Source organism: Xanthomonas arboricola pv. juglandis (assembly GCF_905367715.1).
Lineage (GTDB): Bacteria > Pseudomonadota > Gammaproteobacteria > Xanthomonadales > Xanthomonadaceae > Xanthomonas > Xanthomonas arboricola.
Genome location: NZ_HG999362.1, coordinates 1,328,636 through 1,346,762, shown reverse-complemented (window position 1 = coordinate 1,346,762; position 18,127 = coordinate 1,328,636). Strand labels below are relative to the sequence as shown.

The window sequence follows — 18,127 nt, the reverse complement described above, 5'->3', positions numbered from 1 at the left end:
ATCGGAGCGCTGCATGGAATCCCGAGATCGCGCAGCAGAAACGCCGCGCCTGTGAGAAAGCACGCCACCGTAGCCAGCAAAAATGACCCTTGCGTGTCGCTGGCATCGCATCGAAAAGACAGTGCGCAGTGGTGTCGCCGCAAGCGAATCAGCGATTGTGCTGGCGTAGGAGCGCGCTTGCGCGCGACTGGGCTTTCCCGGTGATGCCCGATCGCGCGCAAGCGCGCTCCTACGGCAGCCAGATTGCATTCCAGAATGGACAATCGCCGACCCGCTCGACCAATCCGGCGCGCAGCGGGTTGGCGATGAAGATAGCGAGCCACAAGGCGCAGATCGTCTTCCCAACGATCCTTGCGTGTCGCTGGCATCGCATCGCCGTAAGCGAAGAAGCGCTGGCGTAGGAGCGCGCTTGCGCGCGATGAAGCTTTCCCGGTGACGCCCAATCGCGCGCAAGCGCGCTCCTACGGCAGCCAGATTGCATCCCAGAATGGATAGTCGCCGACCCGCTCGACCAGTCCGGCGCGCAGCGGGTTGGCGATCAGGTAGCGAGCCACGGTGCGCAGATCGTCGTCCTTGCGCAGGCCGCGGTCGTGGTAGGCCCGCGCCCAGACCACGTCGGGCGTCCTGCGTTGCTGGTTGACCGCACGCGTGCTTGCCGCCTTCATGCAGGACACGGTCCGCGCCAGCGGAGTGACATCGCCTAACTGCACCAGCCAGTGGACATGGTCCGGCATCAGCACCCAGGCAAGTAACGTGGCATCTTCTGGCAGCGCGGCGATGAACGCGCGGCACGCTGACGCGGCCAGCTGAAAATCGTCGAACACACGCCGCCGCTGGCAGGTTGTTACGGTGAGGAGATAGCAGCAACTGCCAGCGAGCGCCGGCCACGACGAAGCGCGCGATGTCCTGCGGAAATAGGGCTGATCATCGATGCATGATGGTCCAGCCACGCAAACGCTTGCATCGGAGTCGGACACTCGCTTCGGTGAGAAAAACCCCGAACGTAGGAGCGCGCTTGCGCGCGATGGGGCGTTACCGGAAAAGCCCCATCGCGCGCGAGCGCGCTCTTACCTTGTTGTCCTACGGCTGCACCACCGTCATCGTCGCTGGTGTGCTGCGCCCCACGCCGCGCAGCTCGGGGCGGTACATGTCTTCCACCAACGATGGCGGCACCGTGTAGGTGCCCGGGGTGACTGCGCGCACCAGGTAATACAACTGCGCCTTGCTGCCCGAGGACAGCGCCAGCGCGGCCACATAGCGGTCGTCGCGGAACTCTTCGTGCTTGACGTCGGCGGCGCTGGAACGCTCGCTGATGCCGATGCCGTCCACCACCACATCGGCCCACTGCTTGGCATCGCCGAGATTGAAGTTCTCGATCTCCAGGCCGGCCGGCAGCAGGTCGGTCAGCAGCGCGTCCGGCATGTCGCTGTTGGCGGTGATGGTGACGCGCACGATCAGCGCTTCGCCTTCCTTCAATGCACGCGGGGTCCACGGTTTGCCATCGGTGGTGTACCAGCTGCGCTCAACGCTGAGGTTGCGCGTGTCCGGCTCCGGTGCGCTGCGCGGGATGCCGGCCACTTCCAGGCTGGCGTACATCGGTGCCTCGCCCTGCGGTGCGAACTGCACGCCGCGCGCCAGGGCGGCGCTGTCGAAGCTGCGCCCGAACAGGCGTGCCGGCGCAATCTCCTGCGTCTCGCCGCCAACAGTCAAGTTGCCGGACACCTGCTTGCCCTGCCCGACCATCAAGGCCTTGCCCAAGCGCGCCAGCGCCACCTGCTCCTGCGTGCTCAGCCACAGCCAGCCGGTGGCGCGGCGTGCATCCAGCGCGCGGCCCAATGCCACTGCGCGGGTGTCGTACTCGGGCTTGGACAAGCCACGCTCGTGCAGCAGCGCCATCATCAAGGCATCGTCGCGGATCGCGCTGCCGTAATCGGCGAAGTACGGCGGACGCTCGCTGCTGTCCTTGGCAAAACCCGCCTTGATTGCCGCCTGCCCACGCTTGGTGTCGCCCTGCAGCGACAACGCCGCGCCCAGATGCACCAGCGACAAGCCGGTCAGCGCCTTGTCGCGCTGGTTGTCGTACAGCGCGCGCAGCGTGCCCAGCGGCGCGCGGTTGACGCGTGCCAGCACATAGCCGGACCAGGCCTGGTTGGCGAACTTCAGGCTATCGCGGCGGTCCTGCCCGTAGAACTCGTTGCCACCGGACAGCAGGTCCTCGCTGAGCCGATTGAGCGCCTTCTGCAGCACGTTGTCGGGCACCGCAAAACCGGCGTCCTTGGCGTCGAGCAGGAACTCGGCGATGTACGGGGTCAGGCCCGGATTGACGTAACCGTCGTCGCCCCACATCGAAAAATGCCCGCTGGCGATCTGCATCGAGGCCAGGCGACCGAATGCGCCTTCCATGCGCTCGCGGCGCTTGCCGGCCTCCAGCCCCTTGGTGCCCAGCGCCCTGGCGGTGGCATCGTCGAGCAAGAGTGCGGCGTAGCCCTTGCTGGTGGTCTGCTCGGCGCAGCCATACGGATACTCCAATGCACCCTGCAGGGCGCTGGCGAAGGGAATCGGCGGCAGCGGGCTGACCACCATGCGCGCGGTTACCGAGCCGGCCATCAGGCCATCGGCAAAGCCGCTGTCCAGGGTGATCGGCGCCAGCGGATCGAGCACGCGCGTCTGCGCACGCAACACCTGCGGCCAGCCGGCACGCACCGGCAGGTCGTAGCTGCGGTCGGCCTTGAAGCCGTTGCCGTCCACACGCACGCGCACCTTGGCCACGCTATAGCCTTCGGTGGCGCTCAGCGGGAAGCTCAGCGTCTGCTTGGCATCCACACCGAGCTTGACGCTGCGCGCGGCCTCGGCGATGGCCAGCGGGCCGATCCCGTCCACGCGCACATTGAACTCGCCCGGCTTGCCGGTGAAGTTCTGCACATCCAGCGTCACCGTGCTGCGGTCGCCCGGTGCCATCACGCGCGGCATGCTGGCCTCGGCCAGGATCGGGGCGCGCACCACGGTTTCCACCGCGTGGTTGCCGAACCGCGTATCCGAATACACCAACGCCGACACCCGCAGCGTACCGTTGAAATCCGGCACCGGCAGTTGCACGCGCGCATTGCCCTTGGCATCGAGCTTCACCGAGCCGGAGAACAGGTCCACGGTCTGCACGCGCGCGGTCGGGCGCTTGGCCTGCGGCAAGGCTTCCAGCGCCATGTCGCCGCCGAACTTGAGCTTGCCGCTGGCGCCTTCGAAGCTCTCGATCACGCGGCCATAGATGTCGTAGGCATCGGTGCCCAGACGACGCTGCGCGAAGAACTGCGCATTGGCATCGGGCACCGGGAAGCGGGTGATGTTGAGGATGCCCACATCCACCGCCGAGATGGTCACGTGCGCTGCCTTGCCGGCCAGCTCCGGCACGCTCACCGTCACCGGCAACGCCTGCTCGGGGCGCATCTGCTTGGGCGCGGCCAGGCCCACCGCCACGCGTCGCGCCTTGCGGTCCATCGGTACATACGCCACGCCCACCGCGCGCGCCGGGGTGATCTTGCTCGGCGCACTGCCGCCGCGGAACACCAGCGCGGTGACGTAGACATCGTGGCGTTCCCACGCGTCGGTCACCGGGATTTCGAAGCTGCTGCCCGGCTTGACGTCGATGTCCTGCACGTACAGCAGCTTGTCGCTTTCCACCAGCAGCACGCCCTTGCCGGCATGCGGCGGGGTCAGCGTGACGGTGAGCGTGTCGCCGGCGCGATAGGCGGTCTTGTCCAAGGCCAGCTTGACCTTGTCCGGGCGCGCGTCCAGGCCGCGGTTTTCGTCGTTCCAGCTCCAGCCGGCGCGGAACGGGTAGCGCGTGGTCAACCCGGTGGCCGGGTCGAACACGTCCAGGCGATACTCGCCCCACTCCACCGGGACCTCGAGCTTGGCGTTGCCGCCGGCGATGTCGAGCGTGCGCGTGTCCTTGTTCTCGAAGCGGCGGGTGAAGTCGTAATCCCAATGGTCGTCGGTGTAGTTCCAGTGGTAGTCGCGCAGCTCGCGCACCAACGTGGCCTTCAGACCCTTGGCCGGCTGCGGCTTGCCATCGGCATCCACGCGGGTAATTTCGAAGCGCGCGGTGCCGTTGGCATCGGTGCCGTCCTTGTCGTCGAACAGGGGGCGCACGCCGACCAGCGCCTTGGCCGGCCACAGCACGCGCTTGACGCTGCGGGTGACGGTGCGCCCGCCGGTCTCGTACACGCTGCCCGAGACCACCGCCGCAATCGTGCTGACCGGCTTGGCTTCGGCCGGCAGCGCGATGTCTTCGCGCAATACGCCATCGCTGCCGAACTCGGTGTCGATCACGTCCTTGGCGTCGCGCGGCAGCTCCAGCGTGGGGTCGCCGAAGAACCAGCCCGGCAAGGAATCGAGCGGATGCTGCTCGACGCTGACCGCAAGCTTGGCGGTGAAGCGGTTGCCGTCGGCCGGCGCGCCATACAGATACGCGGCATTGGCGACCAGCGTGAACGGCTGGCCGGGGCTCAGGGTCTTTTGGGTGCTGTCCAGATCCAGCTTCATGCGCTCGGGCAGGAACTCTTCCACGCGCACGGTCATGCCCTGCACGGCGTCCTTGCTGGCCGGATCGGTGCGGAATTCCACCTGCCAGCGGCCGGTCGGCGCATCGGCCGGAATCTGCTGGGTGAACTCGAAATAGCCCTGCTCGCCCGGCTGCAGCTTGGTCTCGCGGAAGGTCTTGCCGTCCGGCTGCTTGAGGCGCAGGAATACCGGCTGCGGCTTGGTAGGCTTGCCGTCGTTGTCGCGCAGGATCGCCGACACGCGCATGGTCTCGCCGGGGCGATACAGGTCGCGGCCGGCCCAGGCGAACACGTCGAACCAGGCGCTCTCGCGCCCGGCCACTGCGAATTCGCTCAGGTCCAGCGCCGGCTGGTTGAACGGCAGCACCGAGATATCGGTCTTGCTGCGCGCCACCAGCACGTGGCCGGCATCGAGCGTGTAGTTGAGCAGCGCATTGCCGTTGCCGTCGGTGGCGCCCTTGAGGAACAGCTCGCCCTTGGCATCGAGGACACGCACTTCCACGTTCTTGATCGGCTCGCCGCTCTGCAACGAGGCGGTGTGCACGAACAGCTTGTCCTTGTAGGCGCGCGTGTGCAGGCCGATGTCGCTGACGGTGAAGAACGCGGTATCGAAGCCATTGTCGAAACTGCCGGCACGCTTCATCACCGCAAAGTACAGGCCCGGCTCCTGCAGTTCCTTGATGTCCTGCGTAGGCAGGTAGGTCAGCACGCGCTCGTTCTGCTTGCCGCCGAGAATGAAACGATTGACGTAGACCGGGTCGGCCAGCTTGGACAACGGCTGCTTGTCGTTATATTCGCTCTCCAGCTCCCAGCTGCCGCGACGACCGCCGCGCTGGAACTGCTGGAAGAACGCCGGCAACGACTTCTCGCGCACGCGCAGGAACTCCACGTCCACTTCCGGCACGTTGACCGACACCACCGGCAGACCGCGGCTCTCGCGTGCCGGCAGCACGCTGCCTTGCGAAGCGAACCCGGCCACCGGCTTGAGCGCGCCGGTGTAGACCTTCTGCTTGAGTGGCTTGCCCAGGCGGCTGCCATCGGCGGCCAGCAGGTTGGCGTCGACCAGCACGGTGTAGTCCTTGGCCGCTTCCACGTACGGGTAGCGCAGCGTCTTGCCGTCGTCGGACAGCGTCCAGCTGCTGTCGCCGGTGCCGACCTTTTCCTCGAAACGCACCAGCGCATCGAAGTCCTGCGTGCCCACCAACGGCCGCGAGAATTCCAGCGCCAGCGACAGGCCGTCGCTGGTCTGGTCGGGATAGGCGCGCGCCAGCGCAAAACCCGTAATCGCCTGCTTGTCGGCCTTGATCGCCTCGCCGCTGGCGACAGGCAGCTGGCCGCTTTCGTTGCGCTTGCACGCCACCGCGCCGATCGCCACGCCCAGCAAGACCACCCACAGCAACATGCGCCGCGTACCCGACCGCTTCATCCCTGATTCCCGGCTATCCATTCGCACTACCCCATGACTGAGGACGCAAGTATAGCGATGCCGTTCACTTCACCGATGGCGGCATGGGGCGACGCAAGGACTTGCCGATGGGCGGCGATGACGCGCCACCGGGCCAGCGCTGCGATGGCACCGGCGCGCCCGACCAGTGGTGAGCGCAATGGTTTGACACCGGTCCATGGCAGGCCGCTGAGTTGCGGCTTGGCTGCAGGGCCCTTGCCCGCCCACCATCGCAGGACACGCCGCAAGTACGTCCATGTAGGCTCTTACGCGGCATCCATGCCGCGTAAGGTCCCGCGACGGTGGGCGGGCAAGGACCAGTCGAGATGGTCGGTGTGCAGGGGCGCAAACAGGGTATGGCGTGCATTGTTCGGAGGATGGTGCGTCGAACAACCGTTCCATCACAAGCAGAGCAACAAGCAGGCGTTCAACCAAGCAACCGACGCATTTTCTGGTGCGGTGTCCTCGCCGATTGCGGGACCGTGTGGCGGCATGGATGCCGCCACCGAGCCTACAAGGACGTACTCGCGGCGTGTCCCGCGAGCGGTGAGGGCACCGCGCACACGACCAACCAGGCTTTTGACTGCATCCCAAAGTGCGGCCAATAAAACCACTGCGCTCGCCACCAAGCGGGCGCTCACCACATTTTGACAGCCACTCCTAGCGCAACTGCAGCACCGTGCGCATGTACAGGTCGATCAACGCCGGCTTGTCCGCGCGCAGGCAGGCCTGCACGTTCGGCGTGCCTGCGCCTTCGCGGGTGTAGCCCTGCGCATCGACGTCCAGATGCAGCGGCGTGGTCGGGCACAGGTCGGGGCGCAGCAGCCAGGCCACCGGCACTGCGTCGAACAGGGTCGGCGTGGCGCTGGCCCAGGGCTGGTCGGTATTGCGCCACTGGTAATACAGCTGGGTGAGCGCATCGGTGAGCCCATCGCCATGTGCAAACAAGGCGATGCGCTCGGGTTCTTCCAGCGTGATCTGGGTGGCGTCCAAGGGCAGCAACACGATCGGCACGCCGGCCGCGAACACCTGCTGCGCCGCCGGCACATCGGCCAGGATGTTGTACTCCGGCGCTGGCGCGCTGGCCGGCCGATAGGCCGACTTGCCGTAGCCAACGCGTACCGAACCGCCCATCGCCACGATGCGCTTGAGCCTGGCAAAGCCGGCCGGGTCGCGCTGCTGCGCCACTGCGGCGTCGGTCATCGGCCCCAATACCAGCAAGGTCACCTTGCCAGGGTGCAGGCGCGCCTGCTGCAGGATCATCGCCGCCGCATCCGGCAGCTTGCCGGGCAACTGTCCCCTGGCGGCCCAGCGCGCCTGGCTGAAGGGGATCGCGCTGGTGGTACGTGCGCCCACGGCCAACGGAATCTCGCTGCGCCCAGCCTGTTGCAATAGGCGCTGCAGCAGTTGCGCACGCAAGCTGGTGTCGCCCCAGGCCGATGCGATGCCCAGCACATGCAGCTGCGGGCTACGCAGCAACAGCCCGAGCGCAAACGCATCGTCGATGTCGTCGCCGATGTCGGTGGAGACCACCAGCAACTCGGAGGACGTCGACGTCGATGTGGGCGTTGGCTGCGCTGCAGTGGCGGCAGGCGTCTGCGCCCATGCCACTGCCGACGCACACCACAGCCCCAGCATCCACCACATGTTTCGCCATCTCCGCTGCATGCATCCACTCCTGCGACCATAAAAAAACCGCCGGCATGTTGGCCGGCGGTTCGATAGTGCTACACCACGACGCCGATCAGAAGTTGGCGCGGAACTGCGCACCGACAATGCGCGGGTCGTTGATGAAGCCGGTGAGGTTGTTGAAGTCGATCGCACCGGTCACGCGGATCTGGTTGGTGCAGTTGCGGCAGAACACCGACAACTCGTACGCACCCGCGCCCCAGTTGTAGCCGATCTTGGCGCCGCCCTCGACCAGCGGCTGGCCGGTGAACTCCTTGGAGTCGTACAGGAAGAAGTTCACTTCGCTGCGGTAGGACCAGTCGGTGTAGAAGAACAGCTCGCCGTCGTTGCCCATCGGGATGCCGTAACGCAGGGTGGCGTTGGCCATCCACTTGGCAGCCTGCGGCAGGTCGTTGCCGTCGATAATGGCATTGCCGGCCGCATTGAGCGGGTCGGTCACGGTGCAGGTGCGGCACACGCCCACCGACAGGGTCGGGTCGTCGATGCGGGTCCAGTTGTAGGCGCCGCCGGCGGTGACGCGCAGGTTCTGGGTGAGCAGCGCTTCGAAGTCGAACTCGGCGCCGCGCGCCTTGGTCTTGTCGGCGTTGAGCAGGCGCACGTCGTTGGAGACGCCACCCACTGCGGTGAGCTGCTGGTTCTTGACGCGGAAATCGTAGATGTCAAAGCTCAGACGCGCGCGGTTGTCGAACAGGTCGGACTTGATGCCGATCTCGAACGAATCCACCGTTTCCGGCTCGGCCACGGTCAGCGGCGCGGTGCCCGAGGGCACGCCGAAGCTGGCGCCGCGGAAGCCACGTGCGGCACGGGCGTACACGTTGACGTCGTCGTTGATGGCGAAGGTGGCCGCCAGATCGCCGGTGACCTTGGAATTGTCAGTCTCGCCGCTGGACGGCTCGACCAGCGTGACGCGGTCCAGCGCCAGCACGTCGAAGGTCTTTTTGTCGTAGGTGTAGCGGATGCCGGCGCGCAAGTTCAGGCGATCGGTGGCCGCATAGTTCAACGAACCGAACGCCGCCCACGAGGTATTGCGCTGGCGGGTCAGCTGGTAGCTGGCCAGATCGCCGCCGCTGAAGGTGTTGTAGGTGTAGTTTTCGCCTTCCACATCGTCGTGGAAGTAGTACAGGCCGGCCTGCCAGTTGAGCGGGCCTTCGTATTGCGATTCGGCACGCAGTTCCTGGCTGTACTGGTCCAGGCTCTTGATGCCGCCGGCGGTTTCCACCGGGAACGGAATCACGCCCGGGCCGGACGGCGGTGCGAACACCGCGCCGAAGCCGCCGTCGATATCGCCGCGGCTGTAGTACTTGCCGATGCCTTCGTAGGCAGTGATCGAGTGCAGCGCGATGTCGCCCAGGTCCCAGGTCAGGTTGGCGCTGCCGCCGTAGGTCTGCAGTTCCTGGTTGTTGGCTCCATCGATGAAGGACTTCTCTTCGTCGAAGCCGTCCACCAGTTGGTTGGTGCCGGGCTGGATGATGTTGGCGCGGAACAAGCGTGCGGTGCCGTCCAGGTGACGCGCATGCGCGTTGAACAAGGCGCTGAAATCGTCGCTGGCCTGGTACAGCAGCTGCAGGCGCACGGCCGAATCGGTATAGCCTTCCAGATCGCGGCCATCGCGGTTTTCCACCCAGTCGTCGCGGCGCTGGCCCAGCGTGGACAGACGCGCCGCCCAATGGTCGCCCATGGCGATGCTCAGACCGCTTTCCAGGGTCATGGTGCCGTAGGTGCCGTAGGACAGGCTGGCGTAGCCGTCATTGGCGCCGATGGCCGGCTTGACCGAGTTGAACTTGACCACGCCGGCCGGCGTGTTGCGGCCGAACAGCGTGCCCTGCGGGCCGCGCAGCACTTCCAGGCCTTCCAGATCGAAGATCGGGAAACCCTTCAGGAATGCGTTTTCCTGCACCACGTCGTCATAGATCAGCGACACCGGCTGCGAGGCATAGGTGTTGAAGTCGGTGTTGCCGTAGCCGCGGATGTACACGCGCGGGAACACACGGCCGTTGGACGATTCGATGTTGAGGCTGGGCGCCTTGCCCGCGAGCACGCGGATATCCGAGCCGCTGGTGGAGATGGCATCCAGGAATTCCGGACGCAGCACCGATGCCGAGACCGGCACGTCCTTGGAATCTTCCGAGCGGCGCTCGACCGTGACCTTGACCGCGTCCAGGCGCACGACACCGTCGTCGCCGGGCGCCTGCTGGGCAGCGGCATGGAGCGGGAGAAGGGAAGCAACGGCAACGGCGAGCGCGCTGATCTTGAGCGACCGGCTGGCGGACATGGGAAGACTCCGAATTCGGTTGGCGGAGCGGCCTGATCTGCATGCCGCGTTGCAACAGAATTAACACGATTTACACAAATTTGGCAGAGCGCGTGCGAAAAAGTTTTCCGAATTCGAAAAGGCGTTCGAATTAATGCAACACGCGCATGCAATTTGTGCGTTGGGGCCTGCCCGGTCTCAGCGGGCGATCAGCCGCCACCGGCGGCATCGACCGGCACCCGCACCCAGCCTTCCATCAGCACCCGCGCACTGCGGCTCATCAGTGCCTTGGTCACCTGCCACTGGCCGTCCACCAGCTGCGCCTCGGCACCGACGCGCAGGGTTCCGGAGGGATGTCCGAAGCGCACCGCAGAACGCGCCGCGCCGCCCGCTGCCAGATTGACCAGGGTGCCGGGCACCGCGGCCGCGGTGCCGATTGCCACCGCGGCGGTGCCCATCATGGCGTGATGCAACTTGCCCATCGACATCGCGCGCACCAGCAGATCGAGTTCGGCAGCGTGCACCGGTTTGCCGCTGGAGGCGGTGTAATCGGCCGGCGGCGCCACGAACGCCACCTTCGGCGTGTGCTGCCGCGTCGCTGCGTCTTCCACCTTCGCAATCAAGCCCATCCGCACCGCGCCGTGCGCACGCAGGGTCTCGAACATCGTCAATGCACGCGGGTCGCCATTGATCGCTTCCTGCAGCTCGGTACCGGTATAGCCCAGGTCGCGCGCGTTGACGAAGATGGTCGGGATGCCGGCATTGATCAGCGTCGCGGCGATCGTGCCAAGGCCGGGAATCTCCAGCTGATCGATCAGCTGGCCGGTGGGGAACATCGCACCGCCCTCGCCTTCGGCATCGTCGGCTGGATCAAGAAATTCCAGCTGCACTTCGGCGGCAGGAAAGGTCACCCCATCCAGTTCGAAGTCGCCGGTTTCCTGCACCTGGCCATCGGTCATCGGTACATGCGCCACGATGGTCTTGCCGATATTGGCCTGCCAGATCCGCACCGTCGCCACGCCGTCGCGCGGCACCCGCGCGGCATCGACCAGGCCATTGGCGATCGCAAACGGCCCCACCGCCGCCGACAGGTTGCCGCAGTTGCCGCTCCAGTCCACGAACGCGCTGTCGATGGACACCTGCCCGAACAGATAGTCCACATCATGCCCGGCACGCGCACTGGCCGAAACGATCACGCTCTTGCTGGTGCTGGAGGTCGCCCCACCCATGCCATCGATCTGCTTGCCATACGGATCGGGGCTGCCGACCACCCGCAGCAACAACGCATCCCGCGCAGGTCCGGGCTGCTGCGCGGCGGCGGGCAGATCCTGCAGGCGAAAGAACACGCCCTTGCTGGTGCCACCACGCATGTAGGTGGCCGGGATGCGGAGTTGGGGGAGAGGGGTCATGGGAGGGCCGGGATTGGGGATTGGGGATTGGGTGGCAGACCCACGGCAAGGGCCATGGACGCTAGTGCGCTTGCGGTGCTGATGTCGTTTTCAACAAATCTCGATTCCCGACTTCCGATTCCCGGCTCTCAAGAAAATCCTGCGCAAACCGCTGCAGCACGCCGCCCGCCTCGTAGATGGACACTTCCTCGGCGGTGTCCAGGCGGCAGGTGACCGGCACCTGCACCTGTTCGCCGTTGCGCCGATGGATCGACAGCGTCAGCGTGGCGCCCGGCGTGCGCTCGCCGCCCACATCGAAGGTTTCGCTGCCATCGATGCCCAGCGTCTTGCGATCGGTGCCCGGCTTGAACTCCAGCGGCAATACGCCCATGCCGATCAGGTTGGTGCGGTGAATCCGCTCGAAGCCTTCGGCCACGATCACCTCCACCCCAGCCAGACGCACGCCCTTGGCGGCCCAGTCGCGTGAGGAGCCCTGCCCGTAATCGGCACCGGCAATGATGATCAGCGGCTGCTTGCGCATCATGTAGGTTTCGATCGCCTCCCACATGCGCAGCACCTGCCCTTCCGGTTCCAGCCGCGCCAGCGAACCGGCGGTGACCTGCCCATCGACCACCGCCATTTCGTTGACCAGCTTGGGGTTGGCGAAAGTGGCGCGCTGCGCGGTGAGGTGATCGCCGCGATGGGTGGCGTAGGAATTGAAGTCTTCCTCCGGCACGCCCATCTGCGCCAGGTATTCGCCTGCCGCGCTGCCAGCCAGGATCGCATTGGACGGCGACAGATGGTCGGTGGTGATGTTGTCGCCCAGCACCGCCAACGGGCGCAGGCCCTGCAAACTGCGTGCACCGGCAAGCGCGCCTTCCCAGTACGGCGGGCGCCGGATGTAGGTGCTGGCCGGCCGCCAGTCGTACAACGGGCTCACCTGGATGCCCTGCCCCACGCTGCGCTTGAACATCGGGTCGTAGACGCTGCGGAAGTGCTCCGGCTTGACGCTGCGCGCCACCACCGCATCGATCTCCGCATCGCTCGGCCATAGATCCTTGAGCGTCACTGCAACGCCATCGGCATCGATGCCCAGCACATCCTTTTCGATATCGAAGCGCACCGTGCCGGCGATGGCATAGGCAATCACCAACGGCGGCGATGCCAGAAACGCCTGCTTCGCATACGGATGGATGCGCCCGTCGAAATTGCGGTTACCCGACAACACCGCGGTGGCATACAGATCGCGGTCGATGATCTCCTGCTGGATCGCAGGGTCCAGCGCACCGCTCATGCCATTACAGGTGGTGCAGGCAAACGCGACGATGCCGAAACCCAGTTGTTCCAGCTCGCCCAGCAACCCGGCCTCTTCCAGGTACAACTGCACCGCCTTGGAGCCCGGCGCCAGCGAACTTTTCACCCAGGGTTTGCGCGTCAATCCGCGTGCGTTCGCATTGCGCGCCAGCAAGCCCGCGGCAATGACATTGCGTGGGTTGGAGGTATTGGTGCATGAGGTGATTGCCGCGATGATCACCGCGCCATCGGGCATCTGGCCCGGCACGGCATCCCAGACGCCGGCAATGCCGTGCTCGGCCAGCTCACTGGTGGCCACGCGCTTGTGCGGATTGGACGGCCCGGCCATGTTGCGCACCACGTTCGACAGATCGAACTGCAGCACACGCTCGTATTGCGCAGTGACCAGGTCATCCGCCCACAGGCCGGTCTGGAGCGCGTAGGTCTTCACTAAGGCAACCTGAGCGTCCTCGCGCCCGGTCAGGCGCAAGTAATCCAGCGTCTGCTGATCGATATAGAACATTGCCGCAGTGGCGCCGAATTCCGGCGTCATGTTGGAGATGGTCGCGCGATCGCCGATGGTCAGCGCGCTGGCGCCGGCCCCGTAGAACTCCAGATAGGCACCGACCACACGTTGCTGCCGCAGGAACTCGGTCAGGGCCAGCACGATGTCGGTGGCGGTAATGCCAGGCGCCGGCCGGTCCAGCAGTTCCACACCGATGATGTCGGGCAGGCGCATCCACGAGGCGCGCCCCAGCATCACGTTTTCCGCTTCCAGCCCGCCCACGCCCACTGCGATCACACCCAGCGCATCCACATGCGGGGTGTGGCTGTCGGTGCCTACGCAGGTATCCGGGAACGCTACGCCATCGAGCGTGTAGATCACCGGCGACATCTTCTCCAGATTGATCTGATGCATGATCCCGTTGCCCGGCGGAATCACTTCCATGTTTTCGAATGCGCGCTTGGTCCACTCGATGAAGTGGAAGCGGTCGGCGTTGCGCCGATCTTCCACGCTGCGATTCTTGGCGAAGGCCTGCTTGTCGAAACCGGCGTATTCCACCGCCAGCGAGTGATCGACGATCAACTGCACCGGCACCACCGGGTTGACCTGCGCCGGGTCGCCACCCTGCTCGGCGATCGCATCGCGCAGCCCGGCCAGGTCGACCAGCGCGGTCTGCCCCAGAATGTCGTGACAGACCACACGTGCCGGAAACCACGGGAAATCCAGGTCGCGCTTGCGCTCGATCAGCTGGCGCAGGTAGGCCTCCAGCATCTGCGGTTCGGCGCGCCGCACCAGATTCTCTGCGTGCACACGTGCGGTGTACGGCAGCGTTGCATAGGCGCCGGGTTGCAGCGCATCCACGGCGGCGCGTGCATCGAAGTAGTCCAACGAGGTGCCCGGCAAGGGCTTGCGGTACTGGCTGTTCATGGCTGGCGATATCGAAGCGGGCGGGGGTATTTCGGGAATCGGGAATCGGGAATCGGGAATCGGATCCAGGATTTCAGGCGTGTGGGGGGACTGCCATCTCGTTGCGGTTGCCATCGTCTGATCGCCTTCGTTGGATGAAGGCGATCGTGGTGGATTAATCCAACCGCTGGCGCGTCCTCAGGAACGCTGATCCAGCGGTACGAAGACCTGATCTTCCGGGCCGGTGTAATTGGCCGAGGGACGAATGATCTTGCCGTCCATGCGCTGCTCGATGATGTGCGCGCTCCACCCGGCAGTGCGCGCCAGCACGAACAGCGGCGTAAACATCGCCGTCGGCACGCCCATCATGTGGTAGCTCACCGCACTGAACCAATCCAGGTTCGGGAACATCTTCTTGATGTCCCACATCACCGTCTCCAGGCGCTCGGCGATGTCGTACATCTTGCGGCTGCCCTGCTCGTCAGAGAGTTCGCGCGCCACGTCCTTGATCACCTTGTTGCGCGGATCGGACACGGTGTAGACCGGGTGCCCGAAGCCGATCACCACTTCCTTGCGTTCCACACGCGCCTTGATGTCAGCCTCGGCCTCGTCCGGGGTGTCGTAGCGCTTCTGCACCTCGAAGGCCACCTCGTTGGCGCCACCATGCTTGGGGCCGCGCAACGCGCCGATGCCGCCGGCGATGGCGCTGTACATGTCGCTGCCGGTGCCGGCGATCACCCGGCTTGCAAACGTGGACGCATTGAACTCGTGTTCGGCGTACAGGATCAGGCTGGTGTGCATCGCACGCACCCACGAGTCCTTCGGCGCAAACCCGTGCAGCAGATGCAGGAAGTGCCCGCCGATCGAGTCGTCGTCGGTTTCCACCTCGATGCGCTTGCCGTTGTGGCTGTAGTGATACCAGTACAGCAGCATCGAGCCCAGCGAGGCCATCAGCTTGTCGGCGATATCGCGCGCGCCTGGATGATTGTGATCGTCCTTCTCCGGCTGCAGGCAACCCAGCACCGACACGCCAGTGCGCATCACATCCATCGGATGCGCCGACGGCGGCAGCTGCTCCAGTGCGGTTTTCACTGCCGCCGGCACGCCGCGCAGCGAACGCAGCTTGGCCTTGTAGCCGCGCAGTTCGCCGTTGTTGGGCAGCTTGCCGTGCACCAGCAGATAGGCAATTTCCTCGAACTCGCTGGTGGTGGCCAGATCCAGGATGTCGTAGCCGCGGTAATGCAGATCGTTGCCGCTGCGGCCCACCGTGCACAGCGCGGTGTTGCCTGCAGCAGTGCCGGACAGTGCGACGGATTTCTTCGGCTTGAAGCCGGAATTGACGGTGTCGTTCATGCGATGCGCTCCCAAACGGTGTCGTGTTGCGGTGTCACGGAAGAAGTGGCCAAACCTGCACGCAGCAAGGCGCGATCATGCGCCTTTGCGTGCAAACAAGGCGTCCAGGCGCTGCTCGTAGCCGTGGTAGCCGATGCGCTCGTACAGCTCTTCGCGCGTCTGCATGGTGTCCAGCACGGCCTGCTGATGACCATCGCGCCGGATCGCGGTGTAGACCGCCTCGGCCGCCTTGTTGGCCGCGCGAAATGCCGACAGCGGAAACAGCTGGATCGCCACACCGGCCTGCGCAAGCTGGTCGCGCGTGAACAGCGGCGTCTTGCCGAACTCGGTGATATTGGCCAGCACCGGCACGCCCACTGCATCGACAAACCGCTTGTAGGTGTCCAGGTCGTACGCGGCTTCGGCAAAGATGCCGTCGGCACCGGCTTCCACGCAGGCGATCGCACGTTCGATCGCCGCATCCACGCCTTCCATCTGAATCGCATCGGTGCGCGCAATCAGGAAGAACGCCGGATCGGTCTTGGCATCGGCTGCCGCCTTGACCCGGTCGACCATTTCGGCCTGGCTGACGATCTCCTTGCCCGGACGATGCCCGCAACGCTTGGCGCCGACCTGGTCCTCGATATGGCAGCCGGCTGCACCCGCCTTGATCAGCGACTTGATGGTGCGCTCGATATTGAACGCGCTCGGCCCAAAGCCGGTGTCCACGTCCACCAGCAGCGGCAGCTCGCAGACATCGGTGATGCGGCGCACGTCGATCAGCACGTCTTCCAGCGTATTGATGCCCAGATCCGGCAGCCCCAGCGAACCGGCCGCCACACCACCGCCAGACAGGTAGATGGCCTGGTAGCCGGCACGCTGCGCCAGCAGCGCATGGTTGGCATTGATCGCGCCGATCACCTGCAGCGGCGATTCGGCAGCCAGCGCCGCGCGGAAGCGCATGCCGGCGGAAGCGGTGGGTGAGGACGTCATGGCGATTCCAGGGTTGGGATGCAGGACAAGGCGCAAATGGCATGCCAACCCCAAGCCATTGATTCGATTGGGCCAGAACGGAACAAATGTTGCAAAGCTGCAACGCAACGCGCAGCATGCAACATCTTTGCAACGCGGCACCAATGATGCGCAGCCCCAGGTTTACCGAGCCGATGGAGACCGCTCCACCGGTCATCTGGACCGTCAGCGTCTCTCGCCTGACCGGCCTGCTGGCCGACGTCATCCCCGAGTTCGACCAGCGCGCGCGCATCGAGCAGGTCAATCTCGGCTTTGCCGAGGCAGTGGAGGTCATCGGCCAGCGCCTGCGCCGCGAGCGCTGCGACGTACTGGTCGCCGGCGGCTCCAATGCCGCCTATCTGCGCAGCCGGCTCGCACTGCCACTGGCGCCGATCCAGGCCACCGGGTTCGATCTGATGGAAGCGCTGGCGCGCGCACGTCGCATCGCACCGCGCATCGGCGTGGTCACCCATGCCACCGATGTGCCCTCGTTCCGCGCCTTCCAGGACAGCTTCGACCTCGACATCGAGCACCGCCGCTTCGTCACCGCTGAAGACACGCGCGACTGCATTGCCGACCTGCGCGCCAGCGGCATCCAGGTCATCGTCGGCACCGGCATGGCGATCGATTTCGCCGAGCAGGCCGGCCTGCCCGGCGTGCTGCTGTATTCGGCAGATTCGGTGCGCCTGGCGCTCGAACGCGCCATCGCGTTGGGTACCGCACCCGGCAACGAGCGTGGCGCCAGCCGCACCGCCACGCACCGGGTGCGGCGCACCGACGCATTGCTTGGCGAAGACGCCGCAATCGCGCATGTGCGCGAGCTGGTGCTGCTGTACGCCCCGCATCCGGGCACCGTATTGATCAGCGGCGAGACCGGCACCGGCAAGGAACTGGTCGCACGCCAGCTGCATGCCGGCAGTAGACGACGCGGCCGTTTCGTCGCCATCAACTGCGGCGCCATCAGCGAATCACTGCTGGAAGCGGAATTGTTCGGCTACAGCGACGGCGCCTTTACCGGTGCACGCCGCGGCGGCCATGTCGGCCTGATCGAAGCCGCGCAGGACGGTACGCTGTTTCTCGATGAAATCGGCGAACTGCCGATGCCGCTGCAGACACGCCTGTTGCGCGTGCTGGAAGAGCGCGAAGTGCTGCGTGTCGGCGCCACACTGCCGGTCGCCGTCGACGTACGCGTCATCGCCGCCAGCTTGCAGCCATTGCAGGCCCTGGTCGAACAGGGGCGCTTCCGCCGCGACCTTTTTTATCGCCTGGCAGCGTTACGCATCGCCCTGCCGCCGCTACGTGATCGCCCCCACGAGATCGCACTGTTGCTGGCACATTACTTCCAGCAACTCGGCGCGCTGCCGTCGCCATTGTCTCCAGCAGCGCTGCAGCGGCTGCAACAGCACACCTGGCCGGGCAACGTGCGCGAACTACGCAACCTGGTCGAACGCCTGTGCATCCACTGGAAGGCCCAACCGCACGACAGCCTGGACCTCGGTCAATTGGAACGCTGGGCACCCGAGCTGTTCGACATGCGCATTGGCGACAGCGTGGCGGCACCCGAACACAGCGATCTTGCAACCTCGCGCATGCAACTCACTGCCGCAGCGGTCCGCGCAGCGCTCGATCGCGCAAACGGCAATCGCGCCCTCGCCGCCCAGGCACTCGGCGTCTCGCGCACCACCTTGTGGCGCTGGATGCAGGCGCACGCGTCGGCATCACCTGCTTGAGATGCAGCTGCGGGCCCTGGCA

General features: G+C 65.6%; 10 protein-coding genes and 1 pseudogene. 3 read left to right on the top strand and 8 right to left on the bottom strand.

Annotated elements, in window-relative coordinates; translation table 11 throughout:
• Positions 1 to 203 precede the first annotated feature (203 nt).
• Positions 204 to 401: a hypothetical protein gene (locus KHN93_RS05815; RefSeq protein ID WP_164737090.1), complete on the top strand. Its 198-nt coding sequence runs from the start codon at positions 204 to 206 to the stop codon at positions 399 to 401.
• Between the two features lie 60 nt (positions 402 to 461).
• Here the strand turns inward: KHN93_RS05815 and KHN93_RS05810 are convergent, their stop codons facing one another.
• Together KHN93_RS05810 and KHN93_RS05805 are read right to left on the bottom strand one after the other, a co-directional pair.
• Positions 462 to 977 (bottom strand): REP-associated tyrosine transposase, encoded by a 516-nt coding sequence (locus tag KHN93_RS05810; RefSeq protein ID WP_244812208.1) that lies wholly within the window; start codon positions 975 to 977, stop codon positions 462 to 464.
• A 103-nt stretch (positions 978 to 1,080) separates the two neighbouring features.
• Positions 1,081 to 5,982, bottom strand: coding sequence for an alpha-2-macroglobulin family protein (locus tag KHN93_RS05805; RefSeq protein ID WP_181141920.1), 4,902 nt, complete (start codon positions 5,980 to 5,982; stop codon positions 1,081 to 1,083).
• A 444-nt stretch (positions 5,983 to 6,426) separates the two neighbouring features.
• Here KHN93_RS05805 and KHN93_RS21760 point away from each other — a divergent pair.
• Positions 6,427 to 6,608 (top strand): annotated as a pseudogene (locus tag KHN93_RS21760) (hypothetical protein); the annotation flags it as partial.
• A gap of 52 nt (positions 6,609 to 6,660) precedes the next feature.
• Here KHN93_RS21760 and KHN93_RS05800 read toward each other — a convergent pair.
• The 6 genes from KHN93_RS05800 to prpB form a co-directional block, all read right to left on the bottom strand.
• Complete coding sequence (locus KHN93_RS05800) at positions 6,661 to 7,638, bottom strand: nucleoside hydrolase (protein WP_104560814.1); 978 nt, start codon at positions 7,636 to 7,638, stop codon at positions 6,661 to 6,663.
• Positions 7,639 to 7,744: 106 nt separating this feature from the next.
• On the bottom strand, positions 7,745 to 9,961 hold the full coding sequence (locus KHN93_RS05795; RefSeq protein WP_039523923.1) for a TonB-dependent receptor: 2,217 nt from the start codon (positions 9,959 to 9,961) through the stop codon (positions 7,745 to 7,747).
• 188 nt (positions 9,962 to 10,149) lie between these two features.
• Positions 10,150 to 11,349 (bottom strand): 2-methylaconitate cis-trans isomerase PrpF, encoded by a 1,200-nt coding sequence (prpF, locus tag KHN93_RS05790; RefSeq protein WP_212579253.1) that lies wholly within the window; start codon positions 11,347 to 11,349, stop codon positions 10,150 to 10,152.
• A gap of 61 nt (positions 11,350 to 11,410) precedes the next feature.
• Positions 11,411 to 14,053, bottom strand: coding sequence for a Fe/S-dependent 2-methylisocitrate dehydratase AcnD (acnD, locus tag KHN93_RS05785; protein WP_212579252.1), 2,643 nt, complete (start codon positions 14,051 to 14,053; stop codon positions 11,411 to 11,413).
• A gap of 177 nt (positions 14,054 to 14,230) precedes the next feature.
• Positions 14,231 to 15,385, bottom strand: coding sequence for a bifunctional 2-methylcitrate synthase/citrate synthase (gene prpC / locus KHN93_RS05780; RefSeq protein WP_104573943.1), 1,155 nt, complete (start codon positions 15,383 to 15,385; stop codon positions 14,231 to 14,233).
• A gap of 75 nt (positions 15,386 to 15,460) precedes the next feature.
• Positions 15,461 to 16,357, bottom strand: a complete 897-nt coding sequence (gene prpB, locus KHN93_RS05775; RefSeq protein ID WP_212579251.1) for a methylisocitrate lyase — start codon at positions 16,355 to 16,357, stop codon at positions 15,461 to 15,463.
• Positions 16,358 to 16,500: 143 nt separating this feature from the next.
• Here prpB and prpR point away from each other — a divergent pair, with 143 nt between their 5' ends.
• Positions 16,501 to 18,105 (top strand): propionate catabolism operon regulatory protein PrpR, encoded by a 1,605-nt coding sequence (gene prpR, locus KHN93_RS05770; protein WP_425600172.1) that lies wholly within the window; start codon positions 16,501 to 16,503, stop codon positions 18,103 to 18,105.
• Positions 18,106 to 18,127 lie beyond the last annotated feature (22 nt).